This is a genomic window from Streptomyces sp. NBC_01445 (genome assembly GCF_035918235.1).
Classification (GTDB): Bacteria; Actinomycetota; Actinomycetes; order Streptomycetales; family Streptomycetaceae; genus Streptomyces.
Genome location: NZ_CP109485.1, coordinates 9976674 through 9992551, shown reverse-complemented (window position 1 = coordinate 9992551; position 15878 = coordinate 9976674). Strand labels below are relative to the sequence as shown.

At 67.7% G+C, this 15878-nt stretch carries 13 protein-coding genes and 1 pseudogene; 7 read left to right on the top strand and 7 right to left on the bottom strand.

Translation table 11 applies throughout. The annotated features are described in order from the left end of the window. Positions 1 to 16 precede the first annotated feature (16 nt). Positions 17 to 1117, bottom strand: coding sequence for an alcohol dehydrogenase catalytic domain-containing protein (locus OG574_RS45720; RefSeq protein ID WP_326778097.1), 1101 nt, complete (start codon positions 1115 to 1117; stop codon positions 17 to 19). Further along, positions 1117 to 2610: an APC family permease gene (locus tag OG574_RS45715; protein ID WP_326778096.1), complete on the bottom strand. Its 1494-nt coding sequence runs from the start codon at positions 2608 to 2610 to the stop codon at positions 1117 to 1119. Before OG574_RS45715 ends, OG574_RS45720 begins: the two co-directional genes overlap by 1 nt. Before the next feature lie 189 nt (positions 2611 to 2799). Here OG574_RS45715 and OG574_RS45710 point away from each other — a divergent pair, with 189 nt between their 5' ends. Together OG574_RS45710 and OG574_RS45705 are read left to right on the top strand one after the other, a co-directional pair. After that, the gene (locus OG574_RS45710; protein ID WP_326778095.1) at positions 2800 to 3429 is read left to right on the top strand and encodes a TetR/AcrR family transcriptional regulator; all 630 of its coding nucleotides are present in this window, start codon (positions 2800 to 2802) and stop codon (positions 3427 to 3429) included. Positions 3430 to 3845: 416 nt separating this feature from the next. Continuing rightward, complete coding sequence (locus OG574_RS45705; protein ID WP_326778094.1) at positions 3846 to 4100, top strand: hypothetical protein; 255 nt, start codon at positions 3846 to 3848, stop codon at positions 4098 to 4100. On the opposite strand, the gene OG574_RS52920 is transcribed toward OG574_RS45705, so the two are convergent. After that, positions 4089 to 4340, bottom strand: a complete 252-nt coding sequence (locus OG574_RS52920) for a transposase (protein ID WP_442816904.1) — start codon at positions 4338 to 4340, stop codon at positions 4089 to 4091. The genes OG574_RS45705 and OG574_RS52920 overlap by 12 nt on opposite strands. A gap of 25 nt (positions 4341 to 4365) precedes the next feature. On the opposite strand from OG574_RS52920, the pseudogene OG574_RS45695 reads away from it, so the two are divergent. Further along, positions 4366 to 4584 (top strand): annotated as a pseudogene (locus OG574_RS45695) (IS5/IS1182 family transposase); the annotation flags it as partial. On the opposite strand, the gene OG574_RS52915 reads toward OG574_RS45695, so the two are convergent. The 4 genes from OG574_RS52915 to OG574_RS45680 all read right to left on the bottom strand — a co-directional run bounded on the left by OG574_RS52915 (position 4566) and on the right by OG574_RS45680 (position 9996). Beyond that, positions 4566 to 5018, bottom strand: coding sequence for a DUF5959 family protein (locus OG574_RS52915; RefSeq protein WP_442816903.1), 453 nt, complete (start codon positions 5016 to 5018; stop codon positions 4566 to 4568). The pseudogene OG574_RS45695 and the gene OG574_RS52915 overlap by 19 nt on opposite strands. A gap of 419 nt (positions 5019 to 5437) precedes the next feature. Beyond that, positions 5438 to 6763, bottom strand: a complete 1326-nt coding sequence (locus OG574_RS45690; protein WP_326778093.1) for an ATP-binding protein — start codon at positions 6761 to 6763, stop codon at positions 5438 to 5440. A 215-nt stretch (positions 6764 to 6978) separates the two neighbouring features. Beyond that, positions 6979 to 8535 carry an MFS transporter gene (locus tag OG574_RS45685; protein WP_442816902.1) on the bottom strand — a complete coding sequence of 519 codons (1557 nt, stop codon included), beginning with the start codon at positions 8533 to 8535 and terminating at the stop codon, positions 6979 to 6981. A 288-nt stretch (positions 8536 to 8823) separates the two neighbouring features. Then, positions 8824 to 9996 carry an RNA-guided endonuclease InsQ/TnpB family protein gene (locus OG574_RS45680; RefSeq protein WP_326778091.1) on the bottom strand — a complete coding sequence of 391 codons (1173 nt, stop codon included), beginning with the start codon at positions 9994 to 9996 and terminating at the stop codon, positions 8824 to 8826. Between the two features lie 1055 nt (positions 9997 to 11051). Between OG574_RS45680 and OG574_RS45675 the strand changes: the two genes are divergently transcribed. From OG574_RS45675 to OG574_RS45660, 4 genes are all read left to right on the top strand, one after another. Further along, positions 11052 to 11507 (top strand): integrase core domain-containing protein, encoded by a 456-nt coding sequence (locus OG574_RS45675; RefSeq protein ID WP_326778090.1) that lies wholly within the window; start codon positions 11052 to 11054, stop codon positions 11505 to 11507. A gap of 259 nt (positions 11508 to 11766) precedes the next feature. Then, positions 11767 to 13638: a glycoside hydrolase family 2 protein gene (locus OG574_RS45670; protein ID WP_326778089.1), complete on the top strand. Its 1872-nt coding sequence runs from the start codon at positions 11767 to 11769 to the stop codon at positions 13636 to 13638. Next, the gene (locus tag OG574_RS45665; RefSeq protein WP_326778088.1) at positions 13638 to 14942 is read left to right on the top strand and encodes an extracellular solute-binding protein; all 1305 of its coding nucleotides are present in this window, start codon (positions 13638 to 13640) and stop codon (positions 14940 to 14942) included. The genes OG574_RS45670 and OG574_RS45665 overlap by 1 nt, the downstream gene beginning before the upstream one ends. Positions 14943 to 14967: 25 nt before the next feature. Further along, positions 14968 to 15876 carry a carbohydrate ABC transporter permease gene (locus OG574_RS45660; RefSeq protein WP_326778087.1) on the top strand — a complete coding sequence of 303 codons (909 nt, stop codon included), beginning with the start codon at positions 14968 to 14970 and terminating at the stop codon, positions 15874 to 15876. Positions 15877 to 15878: the final 2 nt, after the last annotated feature.

The following is a 15878-nucleotide window of genomic DNA, read 5'->3' as shown; positions in this document are numbered from 1 at the left end:
CCGGCGTTGAGGAGTTCTACGGCTCCAAAATCGTGCGGACCCCGACGTTCGACGCGAGGTCCTCGAACGCGGAGGCTGCCTCCCGAAGGGGACGGACGGAGCCGATCAGCTCGTCCAGGGGCAGGCGGCCTGCCAGGTAGAGACGGGCCAGTTTGGGGATGTCGATCGCACCGACGCTGGAGCCGTAGTTGCATCCGAGAATGCGCTTGCCCTGGTCGGCGAGGTCGAAGAGGTTGAACGCGCCTGTCGCCCCGACGGCGGCCATGCCGACCAGGACGGCCGCCCCGCCGGAGGTGAGCATGGCCGGGAGGGTTTCGATGACCTTGGGGTTGCCGATGGCCTCGAAGGCGTAGTCGGCCCCGCCGAGTTCCTCGTGGCACCAGGCGGCCACGTCGGTCGTGGCGCCGTTGAGAGTGTGGGTGGCTCCGAAGCGTTCGGCGGCGGCGAGGCGTTCGGGCGAGAGGTCGACCGCGATGATGGGGTCGGCTCCGACCAGCCGCAGGCCCATCACCACGGACAGCCCCACCCCTCCGGCGCCGATGACGACGGCGGATTCGCCGGGCCGGACACCAGCGGTGTTCAGGACCGCGCCGATGCCGGTGGAGATGGAGCAGCCCAGAAGGGCTCCGATGCCGAACGGCAGCTCGTCCGGAACCTTGACCGCAGCCGATTCCGGAACGACGAGCCGGTTGGTGAACGCGCCCAGCCCCAGGTAGGGCCAGACCTCCTCGCCGTCGGCATCCGTGAACGGCGTCGTTCCGTCGGGCAGTGTGTTGGCCACAGCCTGGGTGCCCGTACACAGCCAGGCCATTCCGGCCAGGCACTTGCGGCAACGGCGGCAGGGAGCAAACCAGGACAGTACGACGTGGTCGCCTGTCTTCAGTGCGGTGACTCCCTCCCCCGCTGCCGTCACCACGCCGGCAGCCTCGTGGCCGAGCACGAGGGGGCGGTCGCTGGGCCAGTCGCCGGTAAGGATGTGGAGGTCGGAGTGGCACACCCCCGCAGCGCGCACGTCGATCTCGACCTCGCCCGGCCCGGCAGGCCGATGGGTGATCTCGCGGGTGTGGAGTCCCACGGCGGGGTCGAAGGCGATGGCGGGAGACAGTTGTGTGGACATCAGGACGCCTCAACTTCTTCGGTGGTCTGTTCGGTGATCTGGTGGAGCGGAAGCTGGGTGTGCGGCTTGGCGATCACGACGTAGGCCAGGCCCACGGCGAACAGCGCGGAGAAGACCAGGACCACGGCCCAGACCTGTATCCAGCTGCCTCCGGCCGGGGCCAGTTCGGCGCGGGGCCAGGCGATGTTGACTGCCTCGAAGAGCAGCCACGCCACGGCAAGCACGTTGATCAGCAGGCCGGTCCGGCCCAGGCACAGGTCGCCCGCCGTCGGATTCCAACGACCGCGCAGGCGCGCGAAGAGTGCGACGGCGGCGACCGCCAGGAAGATGAAGTAGAAGCCACCCGACCCGAAGGCGATCAGCGTGGCCGCCGCGTTGCCGTTCAGGCCGAGCACGAGGCCAAGGCCGGCGAGGGCGGCTGTCACGACGAGCGAGACCCAGGGAATCTGGCGCGGTCCGACGGTGGCGAGCCGGGCGGAGAAGGGCAGCTGCCGGTCACGTGCGAAGGCGTAGACGGCCCGCCCGATGTAGGTCTGGATCGAGATGGCACAGGCGAAGAAGGCAATCAGGACAACGACGATGAAGGGCTTCTCGCTCCATGCCCCCAGGCCTGCGGTGACGGCGGCGAAGACGGGGTCGACGATCTTCCCGGAGACGGCGTCTTCGGGGCGGGGCAGCGCGAGTGTCACGGCGAGCGAGGTGAGCAGGACGGTGAAGGAGACGAACAGGTAGGAGCGCAGCAGGGCCCGCGGCACGCTGCGACGGGGCTGCTCGGTCTCCTCGGCGACCTGCGTCGTGGCGTCGAAACCCAGGAAGGCCCAGCCGGCCACCGCCAGGCATGTCAGGAACCCGGCCGCGACTGACCCGCCGGAGGCGCCTTCAGCGCCCAGGGTGTCGAGCAGGATGCCGAACCCGTTGTGGCGCGCGAAGAGGAGCAGGATCACGCTGACGGCGATGGAGGCGACGCCCTCGGCGATGATGCCCGCGTTGAGGAAGTGCTTGACCGGGTTGACTCCCAGCAGGTTGATGCCGAGAGCCACGGCGATGAAGACCACGCCCAGCAGGACGTGGGTCACTGGTGACAGCGCCTCATCGCTGACGAGCATGTGCAGCCAGGTCGCACCCAGGTAGGCCACAGTGGTCAGGGAAGCGACGGCCGAGGCGAGATAGATCCAGCCCACCAGCCAGCCCAGCCGTGGCCCGCCCAGCCGCCGGACCCACTGGTAGACGCCTCCGGTGATGGGGAACTGTGAGGACAGTTCGGCATAGACCGTAGCCACGAGCAGCTGCCCCAGGAAGGCGACGACGACCGCCCCGATCCAGGCGGGTCCGGCGAAGGCGAATCCCAGCTGTACGACGGCGTAGATGCCGACCACGGGTGAGATCGTCGCGAATCCGATCGCGAACACGGCCCACGCGGACAGGGTGCGTTTCAGTTCCTGCTGGTAGCCGTACTCGGCCAGATCACCGGCATCGGTGCGGGTGTCGTGCACGTTGGTCTCCTGGCAATGGTTCAAGTGCGGGTGCCCCTGGTCGCGTCGCCCACCCCGAGTCGCCGACTGTCGAGTCGGCCTTGCTCGGGGTGACGGGGCCTGCTCGGCGGCGGTCGCCCCTGGCAGCACCCAGCTATTGGCTGTAGAGCCAATTGCCTATTTGGCTGCAAAGCCAATAGCATTGCCGCCATGACGTCAAGAGGCTCCGGCAAGCAAGTTCGCAAGTCAGCGGCCGAACGCCGCCACGAGATCGTCACAGCGGCCGCGCAGGTCGGACTCCAGGAAGGCCTGGAGTGCATCACTCGGCAGCGGCTCGCCGACGACCTCGGAGTGCAGCCCGGACTCATCCACCACTACTTCCCGGCGGTCGAGAACCTCGTGGCCGAGGCGTTCACCAGTGCCACCATGGCGGAGCTGGACAGTCTCCTGCCGGAGTCCTCCCCCGAGCGCCGCAGCGGCGACGCCCTGCACACCCTCCAGCGGTTCTTCACCCTGATCTCGGGCGTCGAGTTCGACAACATCAGCCGGCTCTGGCTCAACGCGCGAAACCTGTCGCGCTACCGCCCCGCGCTCCACGAGCAGGTGGTGAGCCAGGAACTGCGCTGGTGTCATCGCATCGAGCAGATCATCGCCGAGGGAGTCGAGGACCAGGCGTTCCGCTGCAACGATCCATGGGCGGCCGCCGTGCGCATTCTCGCCGTGGTCGACGGGGCCAGCGCATACATCAACACCAGCGCCGATCAGCGCACGGCACCTCTCACCGGCTTTGCCCGCAAGATCGCAGAGGCCGAGCTGGACCTGCCGGCCGACAGTCTGTGATCACCCTGACCACTCCCCACCAGGAGAGGAGGACAAGACTTCCTCGACGACGATGCAGAACTGCGACGTGCGTCGAGCCCGGGCACGTCGTGGACGAGCCACCCGACCGGACATCAAGGACTGCAGAACCTGACAACAGGCTGACGAGCCAGTCTCACGCGATCAAGACCTGGGTCGAAAGGTGGTCCAGTTCCTACGGGACAGTGGCCCAAGGGAGATCCTCGATCCGTCCACCGTCGCTCCGGCGGGCACTCGACCGTCACGGCGCTACGCCCACGAACTGCGGCTGCCGGCCAGCTTCGGGAAGCACCCTGCGCCGGCGACGGTGAGGCAGAGCCCGGCGTCACGTCGCCCACGAGCTGATGGGCGGCGGTGGACTACCCGGATACGCCCGGGTGGTGCCGAAGCAGGGCTAGGTGGTGCCGCATCGCCGGGAGGGCCTCGACGTGGAGGTGCTCGCGCCGGACTACCAGCGGATCATGCCGGCGCTTGCCGCCCGGACGCCTCAAGGCGGGCTGCGGGCCAAGGACTTGGCCCAGCTGCTGGAACTCGAGCTGGTCCCCGCGAAGGTCGAGGGACTGAGGGCGAAGTTGAAGCGCCTGGAGGAACGGGGCTGGGTGGTGCAGTCGGCGTCCGGGCGGTTCGCGGCGGCGAGGGCCTCAGCCGGGTGAGGGCGGCCGGAGCCGGGCCAGACGGCGTCCCACGAGCACGGTCATCGACCACATCACCATCACCTCGCTCGTCACGGGCAGCCGTTCGTAGTCACGGACCAGGCCCCGGCGGCGTATCAGCCAGGCCAGGGTGCGCTCGACGCACCACCGCCGAGGCAAGACGGTGAAGCCGGCGCTGTCGTCGGGGCGCTTGACGATGGTCAGGGCCAGGGACGAGGTGTTCGCGAGCGAAGTCGACAAGTATCGCCGTCTGGTCTGGGATCTCGGCGTGAAGCCGCTGATCGCTCGACGGGGCATCGAGCACGGCTCCGGGCTCGGCGCCCAACGCTGAGTTGTGGAGCGCGCGTTCGCTCACGTGCACTGGTTCCGTCGCCTGCGGATCCGCTGGGAGATCCACGACGACATCCACGAAGCCTTCCTCACCCTGGGATGCGCACTCATCTGCTGGCGACGCCTGGCAGCAGTTCAGCGCCGCCACTCATAGACGCCTGGTGAGGACCGCAGGACCTCGCTCGGCCACTGCTTCAGCACCCGCCCAAGCAGCCTCCGTTGCTCGTCGATCCAACCCTCTTCAAGGTTCATGGGAAGGAACACGGAGACGCACGAACTGCTCGGATCCTCTACATAAACTGTGAGAGTCCCATGCTCTTCGTTGTGAGGCTGGATCCTGATCTCAGGGCTATGGTCGTCGTCCCTCCAGCAGATGTCTTGCCCTGCAGCGAGGAGATCCAGAGCACAGGACCAGTCGTCCAGGTCGGACGGGAACAGGGACATGGTCAATCGACCGCTGACGAAACTGCTCGTAATCAAGGCCTCTGCGTCGAGTTGGTCATGAAGGTGCAGCACACCCGGTGACCGACGCCCCAGCACACGCACCCGGAAGCCGTTGTCCCCATCCGAGAGACTGATCAGTTCCACCCTGCACCCGCTGTTCTGACTGCATTCAACCGCCAGGGCTCATGGTGGTGAACCAGCGCCTCAGCCACAACCAGATTGTCCCAGCCTCATTCCGTTAGGACTTCTGACTCAGCGAGCAGCACCAAGCCAACCCCGCCGACGGATGCGTCACGCCGCCGCTCAGCGCCGACGTGGCGCGCGCGGGCGACTCCGTGCGGGACGCGTACAGACGCCAGATGGCGGACCCGGTCACTGTTTTGGCCCCGGCCCCGCACGGCACTGCTGATGAGCAGTATCGGCAGGCATGGGAGGCGGTGAGTTCCATCGTGGGCGCCGTGACCATCGCCCGGGCCCCGCCCGAGGGTGATGAACAGGCGGACTCCGTGCTCAGTGCCGTGCGCGAGGAGTTCCTCATCATGCATGGGGCCGGCGTCTCGAGGTCACATGCGCACGTACTGCTCGGTGTCCTCGGCGAAGTCCTTCAGCGCTTGCTCAGTCAGTGTGGGGCGGGTCTGCGCAATAGCCTGGAGGTAGTCCTCCGTGCTGGGCGGTGTGCCTTTCCCGTGGGCGACTTCGCGTTCGAAGGCGGTCTGCGCGCCCTTGCGTGCCGCGAACTCGATGTCGGCCGGTGTGAACATCTCGCTGGCTTCCACCAGGCGTTGCAGGTCGACATCGGCCGCGGCAGGGCGGAGATAGCGCTGCCAGACCGCCGTCCGGGCCACCGGATCCGGAGGGCCGACGGGGATGACGTAGTCGAAGCGGCCCGGCCGTAGGAACGCTGGGTCGAGGGAGCGGACGGAGTTCGTGGCACAGATCAGGAGCCGATCATCGTGGTCGCGGAAGCCGGGTATCAGCTTGAGGAGTTCGTTGGTGACTCCGTGACCGGGGTCGCCAGCCGTGCCGGACCGGACGGAGGCGATCTCCTCGACCTCGTCGATGAAGAGGATCACCGTCTCCAGCTCGGCCAAATCGGTGAACGCCTCGCGAAGCGAGGTCGCCAGTCCGCCCTCCCCCGATGATGCGAGCCGGGAGGGGAAGAGCTCCACGAAGGGCCACTCCAGCCGGGAGGCGACCCCTTTGGCAAAACTGGTCTTGCCAGTGCCCGGCGGCCCGAAGAGGATGACCGCCTTCGGCGGCACCACTCCGTACTGCTCGGCGAGCGCGGGCTGGGCCAGCGGCAGCACGATCCGCCGCTCGATGGTCTCCTTCACCCGTTCCATTCCCGCGAGGCTGTCCCACAGTCCCCCAGGCACCATCCTTCCCCCGAGTTCCGCGAGAAGTCCAGCGTCGCTCGCGCCGAGGTGCTCGACCTTCTCGTAGAAGACGAGCCCACCGCGGGACCGGTAACCGGAGTGCTCCAAAGCAGCGGATCCGGTCGCCCCCGGCACGAGGAGCGCACCGATCCGGCGGACCCCCTGTGACCGCAGGCGCCGCTCGATCTCGGCGATCAAGGAGCTTCCGATCCCGCGGTTACGCCACCCGACGCCCAGGGCCACCAATGTGATCCAGCCCCGTTCGCCGTGAGTCTGCGCCACAGCGATGCCCACCAGTTCGTCACCGACCACCGCCACGACGGTCGGCCCGTCGGCCCTGGCCGCGGTCACGACCTCCGATACGGGGAAGACGGCAGGTGCCTCGTCCGCCTGCTGATTCTGGTCCCAGATCTGGATGGCACGGTCCAGATCGTCGTCGCGGAAATCCCGCAATCGCCACGTCGGCATCGTCACCACCTCCGTGAGGAGGTCACCACCACTGCCCCGGGGCATGGCGGTCCTCCCGCCACCGGACCTTTCCTCCATTCTCCGCGCCGTCGTCACGCAGCCGCACGTCGAAAGATCCGCCGATGACGACAGACAGGGCCGGCGCGGCGCCATGCTCCCTGCGTGGATCGCCGCGGTCGATGCCAGCCAACTCGCGCGATCGGCACTGTCTGCTCCAGCCTGAGCCGAGGACCACTGTCCGGGTCGGAGCCCGACCAGTCTCAGCTTTGGGCGGCATGACAGTGCCCGTGGACGACTTCGGGCGGGCACGGGGCCGCTGTTGCGCCACGGTCGGTACGCCACTCGATGAGCGCGATGCCCAACGCCGCCAAGATGGCGGCGATGCCGATGCCGACGGACGCTGCCACGGCCAGCCGGTAGTCGTCCCCGCTTGAGGTCAGTACCAGGTAGTACGTGCCGGGCAGCGCGGCCGTCCCCACTGCCCCACCCAGGCGCTGTCCGGTCTGCAGCGCACCGCCGGCGGCGCCCGCCATCCGCACCGGAACATCCCGCAGCGTCATCGTCACATTCGGGGAGATGACGAAACCACTGCCGATACCGCCCAAGAGGAGGGCGGGGACAGCGGCCCAGACAGCGACCGAAGGCGGGGCGAACCTGAGCAGCAGCGCCGCTGCGGCGAGCCCAGCAATGACGCCGACCAGGCCGAGCACGGTCAGCAGCCTGCCCATCCGCTCCACAAGCCGTCCGGCCACGACGGCCGCTCCCGCGGAGCCCACGGCGAACGGTGTCACGGCCAGTCCGGACTGCAGCGGCGAATAGCCCAGGCCGTTCTGGAAGAACAGCGCGAACACAATCCACACACCGCTGAATCCCATGAAGTAGAGCGTCGCCAGGCTGGCACCGGTCGCATAGCCACGGGTTTCGGTAATCAACCTTGGATGCAGCAGCGGTTCCCCGCCTTGGGCGGCGACTCGGCGCTCCCACCGCCCGAAGCCGACCAGCAGCAGTGCCCCTACTGGGAAGAGCCACCACAGACGGCGCACGCCGCCGGAGTCGGCTTGGACCAACGGCAGCAGGACCGCCAGGACACCGCAACCGATCAGGGCAACGCCCGACAGATCGAGGTGTCCCCTCCTGCCCGGGGCGACGCGGGGCAGCAGCCGGTAGCCGAGTACGAGTGCCACGGCACCCACGGGGACGTTGACGAAGAAGATCCAGCGCCAGCCCTCGGGTCCGGTGGCCAAGGCGAGGATGACGCCTCCGGTGATCGGACCGACCGCACTGGAGATGCCGACAGTGGCACCGAACAACCCGAAGGCACGAGCACGCTCGGCTCCAGTGAACATCTGTTGGATCAGCGCAGAATTCTGCGGAGCAAGGCAGCCGGCGGCGATTCCTTGCGCCATGCGGGCGATGACGAGCAGGGTGATCGTCGGGGCCGCCCCCGCTGCGACGCTGCACAAGACAAAGGCCGCGAGCGCTCCGAGGAAGATCCGGCGTCGGCCGATCGCATCGCCAAGACGTCCGGCCGGCACCAGCGCAAGCGCGAACGTCAGCGCATACCCGGACACCACCCATTGCACTGCGGCCGGGGAGGCGCCCAGTTCCCTTTGCATCGAGGGCAGCGCGACCGCGACGATCGTCACATCGAGCAGGATCATGAAGCCCGCCACCAGCGTGACCCACAAGGCCCGCCATCGGCTCGGATCTGGCCGGCCTGCTGACTTCGCCGTGCCTGGTGGTCGCCCACTCGGTTCCACGGGGGCTCCTTTCGACGGAGTCACGACCCAGTGTCCGTGCACACGAGGGCCAGACATCGCGTAATTAAGTACGACTACTCATCCGATCAGAGCTAGGACCTGCGGTCTTCCGGTCTCAGGGGGGAGGACATCAGCACCAACCAGCACCGGAATCAGGTGTGCTGACTACCAGAGCGCCAAATGCCTGGAGTTACCGCGGTACAGCAGCAGGGCCATCTGCCACTGGCAATCATCATTGATCATGGGGCAAGTGGAGCCATCGTCACGTCAACTACCCGGTCGGGATCGACCGGATTTGCTGCTCGAGTCATCACTGGCTGTGACGGGGTCGGCTGCGTCCAGGACTCACGCGATGAGGGTGAGTTCAGGGGCCATTGACTGGGCCCCGCAGACCCACACGTACCACCCACGGTGGGCGATGTTGTGGGACGCGTTGTGGTCCGCGTGCTCAACGAAGCCGCAGACCCGGCACGAGAAAACAGCCTGGGCAGGCCGGTTTCCGCGTGCGATGTGATGACACTGCGAGCATTCCTGGCTGGTGTAGGCCGGATCGACGTAGACGACCGGTACTCCGGCCTTCTTGGCTTTGTAGGCGATGAACGAGCCGAGCTGGGCGAAGGGCCAGGAGTGGAGCGTGGTGCGTTGGGGCTTTCTCAGCCGTGCCCGCTCGCGGATGCCCGTGAGTGTCTCGAGGGCGATCCCGCGATCGGTGCGTTCAGCCTCCGCCACGATCCGTTTGCTGATCTTGTGGTTGATGTCCTTGTTCCGCCGGGCTTCCTTGCCCGCGTACTTCTTCGCCCGCCGCTTGGCTGACTTGGTGTTCTTCTTCTGCAGCTTGGACCGCAGCTTGCGATCCTGTTCCCGCTTGCTGTTGATCCGCCTGCCGCTGTGGCGCTCGCCGTCGGAGGTGGCCGCGATGTTCACGATCCCCAGGTCGACGCCGAGGAACCCGACCGGATGCGTGTTCAGATCCCCCTCGGGGATCTCGCAGGTCGCGATCAGGAACCATTTCCCGCCCTGGCACACCAGGTCGGACTCACCCTTGCGGTGCGCAGCCAGGACCTCCAGCTGCCCGGCCTGCCCGGTGAACGCCACGCCCTTCAGCCGGCCAGCCGTGGACCAGATCGACACGGTGCGTGCCTGGTGCTGCCAGGACAGCATCCGGTCGTCGTACGGCTGCGCCGCCTGGGGCCGGAAGACCACCGGCTTGCCCGAGGCGCGGGCGTGCCGCTTCGTGCCGGGCCGCCCGTAACGTCCCGCCCGGAGGTTCGCCTTCAAGGTGGTGTAGGCGTCGCAGGTCTTCTTGATGGCGTGCTGGGCGGCCTGCGCGCCCAGCCCCCACCTGACCCGGATCTCGGCATAGGTGTGCTTGCGGAGCTCAAGCGGACGTCGTGCCTCTTTCTCGAATGCGACGGACGCGGCCCAGGTGGCGGCTTCGTTGCAGGCGTGCAGGGTCGCCTCAAGTGCCGCCGCCCGTACGGGCGTCGGCAGCAGCTTCACCCGCACCACCAGCTTCACGATCAGCGAACCTATACACCTGGACGAAGACCCACCACACGTTCGCCCCACCTCACCCGAACGAGCGATACCCGCTCCGGCCCTTCCCGCGCACACCGCCGTGGCCCGGCTCCGCCGGAACGCCCCGGGCCGCTGCGCGGCCGTGATGGCCTGCGGCACATCACGGCGACGCTCCGCGTCACACCCCGTGGATGCGATTCCTCCCGGGCGTAAACGCCCAGGGTTCCTCGCAAGAATCCGCTGAATATGGGCGTGGTGGCACAATCCTGCGGTCATGGGCGGCGTGTCCCGCTCGGAAATACGATTCTGGTTCCGTCTGCAGTTTCTCCGCGCAGGGCGCCAACCTGCACAACGCCTGGGAGGATCTGACGATGCCACCGTCGAGCGTCACCGCGTTGGCACGAAACCTGATCAAGGCGCCCGCTGCCGTCCTGGCAGCCGCGCGGCCAAGGACGCAGAAGTCTCGGCGTTACGGCGCGAGAACGGGGTGCTGCGCCGCCAGATCGCCAGAGTCCGCTACGTGCCTGCCGATCGGATCTGGCTCTCCGTCCTTTCCCCACTGATCCCACGGGAACGCCGGCACCAAGTATGCGCAGTCACGCCGACCACACTGCTGGCCTGGCACCGCCAACTCACTGCGCGGAAGTGGACGTTCCCTTCGCACCATCACCCCGGGTAGGCCGTCCACCACACGCACCATCAATCAGCTCATCCTGCGCCTGGCCCGGGATAACAGCACCTGGGGCCACCGCCGAATCCAGGGCGAACTCGCCCGCCTCGGCTACCCGATCGCGCCATCCACGCTCTGGGACATCCTGAACGCCGCCGGCATCGCCCCCGCCCCGCAACGCTCCGGCCCGACCTGGCGCCAGCTCGTCACCACCCAGGCCCACAGCATCCTCGCCGCCGACTTCCTGCACCTGGACTGCGCCTTCACCCTCAAGCGCCTGTACGCCCTGATCTTCATCGAACACGGCACACGCCGAGTACACCTCGTCGGCATCACCACCCACCCCACCTGTCAATGGACCGTTCAGCAGGCCAGGAACCTCGCCATGGCACTGGACCGCCGCATGGACTCGCTGCGTTTCCTCCTGCGGGACCGGGACAGCAAGTACACCGCCTCTTTCGACGCCGTCTTCGAGGCCGACGACGTAAAGATCCTGTTCAGCCCTCCCCGGGCACCCAAGGCGAACGCGATCTGCGAAAGAGCCGTGGGCACCCTGCGCCGCGACCTCCTCGATCGGACCCTGATCTACAACGAGGCCCATGCGGTGAAGGTGCTGACCGAGTACACCCAGCACTACAACAGGCACAGACCCCAGCAATCCCGGCAGCAACTGCCCCCGGACAGCACCGAATCGCCTGCCCCGGCCACCCTCGCCGACCTCCAGGTCCACAAGATCCGACGACGATCCGCCCTCGGAGGGTTGATCAAGGAGTACCAGCGGGCCGCCTTACCAAACGACATCACCACAGCTCACGGCATCGAATCGTATTTCCGAGCGTGACAGGCCCGACCGTGCAGACGCAACCTCAGGTGCGAATGATTCCGGGAGTGGCAACCGCCAGCAGCGGGCTGTTATCTGCAGTTGTTCTCTCCCGAGCTGCAGCGGCGCCGCTCCGACGGCTGTGGAGCGTGCGGCAGCGGGCCATGCGGGCGGGGCCGCTCGGCGAGTTCGTTCAACTACCTGGCCCGCAGGTCTTTTTAACGATGTAAGTCCTGTGCTGTGATGAGCGCCACCGCTGAGGCCGTCCCAGGAGACAACGATGTCAACTCTGTCTGAAGAGCGCCCCCATCCCGATCCCCAGAACGCCGACATCCCCCGCGCCGAGTACCCTCGCCCCGGCTTCGTCCGGGACGACTGGCTCACTCTCAACGGCACCTGGCAGTTCGCCTTCGATCCGGGCGACAGCGGACTCGAGCGCGGCCTGGTCCACTCCGAGTTGCCCGAGCGGATCACTGTCCCCTTCTGCCCGGAGTCGGAGTTGTCAGGCATCGGGGACACCGACTTCCACCAGGCCGTCTGGTACCGCCGCACAGTCCGGATACCCGAGGACTGGCGGGGCCGGCGTCCCGTCCTCCACTTCGGGGCTGTCGACCACGACGCCACCGTTTGGGTCAACGGGCGTGAAGTGGCCCGCCACAGCGGCGGGTTCACCTCCTTCAGCGCCGACCTCGGCGGTGTGGTGAGCGCGGGCGACGAGGCGGTCGTCGTCGTGCGTGCCAGAGACCCCCGGCAGGGCCCGCAGGCCCGTGGCAAGCAGTCCGGCCAGTACGCCAACTACAGCTGCCATTACACGCGCACGACCGGAATCTGGCAGTCGGTGTGGCTGGAGCCGGTGGCCGACACTCATCTGGGGCGGCCCCGCATCACGCCGGACCTCGCCGCCGGCTGCTTCCACCTCGAACTTCCCCTGTCCGGCAGCCGCGCGGGCCATCGCATCCGGGCCCGGCTCACCGACGAGCAGGGCACCGTGGTCGAGGCTGCGGTCGCGGCCCACCTCGATCTCGCGCCGCGCCTCGTGCTGCCCCTCCCGGAGGAGCGGCGCAGGACCTGGTCGCCCGAGGACCCGCACCTGTACGAGATCCACCTCGACGTGGTGAACGGCTCCGGCACCGTGGTCGACAGTGCCCGCTGCACCGCGGGGCTGCGCTCGGTCACCATCGAGGGCAAGCGTGTCCTGCTCAACGGCAAGCCGGTCTTCCAGCGACTCGTCCTCGACCAGGGCTGGTACCCGGACGGGCTGATGACAGCGCCCGACGACGCCGCGCTGGTCCGTGACATCGAGCTGTCGCTCGCCGCCGGGTTCAACGGGGCCCGTCTGCACCAGAAGGTCTTCGAGGAGCGCTTCCTCCACCACGCGGACCGCCTGGGCTACCTGGTGTGGGGCGAGTTCGGCGACTGGGGCGCGAGCAGCGGCCCGCTGAGCGGCGACAACCAGCAGCAGACCGTCGGCTTCGCCGCCCAGTGGCTGGAGGCCGTCGAGCGGGACTACTCGCACCCCTCGATCATCGGCTGGTGCCCGCTCAACGAGACCCGTCAGCAGCTCCACGACCGGCACACCACGCTCGACGACGCGACCCGTGCGATGTTCCTCGCCACCAAGTCCGCCGACACCTCGCGCCCGGTGCTCGACGCCTCCGGCTACTCCCACCGCGTAGCCGAGACGGACGTCTACGACTCGCACTGCTACGAGCAGGACCCCGAGGCCTTCCGGGAACTGATGGCGGGGCTCGACAAGAACGCGCCGTTCATCAATCCGCAGGACGAGCCGGGTGAGACCGAATGGTCGGTGCCGTACCGCGGACAGCCGTATTTCTGCAGCGAGTTCGGCGGCATCTGGTGGAACCCGGAGGAGGCCGCGGCAGCGGGCGGCGAGGACCAGGACGTCTCGTGGGGATACGGGCAGCGCCCCCGGGACGAGGAGGAGTTCCATCATCGCTTCGCCGGTCTGACCGGGGTGCTCCTCGACGACCCGGACATGTTCGGCTACTGCTACACCCAGCTCACCGACGTGTTCCAGGAGCAGAACGGCGTCTACCGTTTCGACCGCTCCGTCAAGCTCGACGTCGAGCGGGTCCGTGCCGCTCAACTGCGCCCGGCCGCCATCGAGTCGGACACCGAGGGAGCGGCGTGATGTCCGTTTCCCGCAGAAACCTGCTGCGCGGTGCCCTGTTCGGGGCGGCCGCGGCCGCGACGGCCCCGGCCCTGAGCGCGTGCACCTCGATCGCCACCGCGAGCACCGACGCCATCCAGTACTGGAATCCGTTCACCGGCGGCGACGGCGGCCTCATGAAGGACATGGTGAGCCAGGTCGAGCGCCGGGTGTCCGGGCTCAGGACAACCACCACGGTCCTGGACTGGGGCGCCTCGTACTACACCAAGCTGGCGATGGCGTCGGCCGGCGGGCGTGCGCCCGACGTGGCGATCATGCATGCGTCGCGGTTCGCGGGCTACGCGCCCGGCGGGCTGCTCGACCCGTGGGACATGGACATCCTCCGGGAGTTCGGCGTCACACCGCGCACGCTCAACCCGAAGACGTACAAGCGCGGCACGTACCAGGGTGATCAGTACGCGCTGCCGCTCGACACCCACCCCTTCGTCGTCTTCTACGACAAGGAGGTGATGGCCAAGGCCGACCTGGTGGACAGCGACGGGAAGTTGCTGCCCTTCGACGGACCCGAGGGCTATCTGGACGCGGCCAAGCGGCTGCGGTCCGTCAACAAGGGCGGGCTCGGTCCGGTGTACGGGCACGTCAACGACACCGCCCAGAACTGGCGGATGTTCTGGTCGCTGTTCCCGCAGACGGGCGCCGAGTTCGACTTGTCCGGCAAGAAGGCCGTCATCGACCGGGATGCGGCCGTGAAGGTCGTCACCTTCATGCAGCAGTTGACCGCACCCCAGTGCCGGACCATGGACCCCGCCACCTCCGTGGGCTCCTTCGCCAGCCGCAAGGCCCCGTTCATCTTCACCGGCGAGTGGGACTCGGCCGCGTTCAGCCAGATCAAGGGGATGGACCTGGGCGCCGCGCCCTTTCCTCAGATCTACGACAAGCCCGCGTCCTGGGCCGACAGCCACATGTTCGTCCTGCCGCACCAGGACAACCCCGACCCCGAGCGGCGGCGTACCACGCACCGCCTGGTCGCGGAGCTGTTCAAGGCGAGCTTCACCTGGGCCAAGGCAGGCCACATTCCCGGATATCTGCCGGTCGTCGAGTCGCGGAAGTATCAGCATCTGGAGCCGCAGATCGACTACGCGGCCGCGGCGAAGTCACCGGCCCTCGACCCGCCGGCCTGGTTCATGGGCGCCGGCGCCGATGTCCAGGTGCAGCTGTGCCAGTCCATCCAGACCGCGCTGGTCGGCGCCAACTCCGCGGCGACCGCCGTGGACAAGATGATCACGGCCCTGAACTTCTATCTCGGCAAGCCGAATCCCGCCTGACACGCCACGAGAGGACAGCAATGTCATGAGTACATGGCAAACCCGCGGCGCCGGTTCGACTCGCCGCTCAGTGCTCGGCCGCACGTCCGGGCCCCTGTTCGTCGCCCCGTTCATGGTGGTCTTCGCGCTCTTCCTCGTGGTGCCGCTCGTCTGGGGCCTGTGGATGAGCTTCACCAACTCGAGCCTCACCGGCCGGGGTGACTCCACCTTCGCCGGGTTCGGCAACTACGCCGAGGCCCTCACCGACGCGAAGATGTGGGAGACGATCGGCCACACCGTGCTCTTCACGGTCATGTCCACCGTCCCCCTCGTCGCTTTCGCGCTGGTCATGGCTCTCCTCGTGCACGCCGGGCTGCCCGGGCAGTGGTTGTGGCGGCTCGCCTTCTTCGCTCCGTACCTCCTCACCAGTGCCGTCATCTGGCAGGTCGGGCTCCTGCTGTTCCAGACGGACTCCGGCATGCTCAACACCTTCCTCAACGCGATCGGCCTGGACGGCGTCGGCTGGCTCGTCGAGGAGCGCTACGCGATGTGGTCGGTGGTCCTGATCACCGTCTGGTGGACCGTCGGCTTCAACTTCCTGCTGTATCTGGCCGCCCTGCAGTCCGTGCCCGACCAGCTCTACGAAGCAGCGGCGATCGACGGCGCCGGTGCCTGGCGCCGACTCTGGTCCATCACCATCCCCCAGCTCCACCGGACGACCGCGCTGATCACGGTGTTGCAGGTGCTTGCCTCGCTCAAGGTGTTCGACCAGATCTTCCTGCTCACCAAGGGCGGTCCGGACGGCTCCACCCGGCCGGTCCTCGAGTACATCTTCGACACCGGGTTCACCGGCTACCGGCTCGGCTACGCCGCCGCCATGTCGTACATCTTCTTCGCCCTGCTGCTCATCCTCTCCATCGGGCAGCTCAAGTTCTTCTCGCGCAAGGAGGCGTGACG

What these genes read in the sequence shown, in the direction of transcription:
- OG574_RS45720 (WP_326778097.1), bottom strand. Translation starts at nt 1,117, where the DNA reads ATGTCCACACAACTGTCTCCCGCCATCGCCTTCGACCCCGCCGTGGGA.
- OG574_RS45710 (WP_326778095.1), top strand. Translation starts at nt 2,800, where the DNA reads ATGACGTCAAGAGGCTCCGGCAAGCAAGTTCGCAAGTCAGCGGCCGAA.
- OG574_RS45690 (WP_326778093.1), bottom strand. Translation starts at nt 6,763, where the DNA reads ATGCCCCGGGGCAGTGGTGGTGACCTCCTCACGGAGGTGGTGACGATG.
- OG574_RS45685 (WP_442816902.1), bottom strand. Translation starts at nt 8,535, where the DNA reads ATGTCTGGCCCTCGTGTGCACGGACACTGGGTCGTGACTCCGTCGAAA.
- OG574_RS45675 (WP_326778090.1), top strand. Translation starts at nt 11,052, where the DNA reads ATGGCACTGGACCGCCGCATGGACTCGCTGCGTTTCCTCCTGCGGGAC.
- OG574_RS45670 (WP_326778089.1), top strand. Translation starts at nt 11,767, where the DNA reads ATGTCAACTCTGTCTGAAGAGCGCCCCCATCCCGATCCCCAGAACGCC.
- OG574_RS45665 (WP_326778088.1), top strand. Translation starts at nt 13,638, where the DNA reads ATGTCCGTTTCCCGCAGAAACCTGCTGCGCGGTGCCCTGTTCGGGGCG.
- OG574_RS45660 (WP_326778087.1), top strand. Translation starts at nt 14,968, where the DNA reads ATGAGTACATGGCAAACCCGCGGCGCCGGTTCGACTCGCCGCTCAGTG.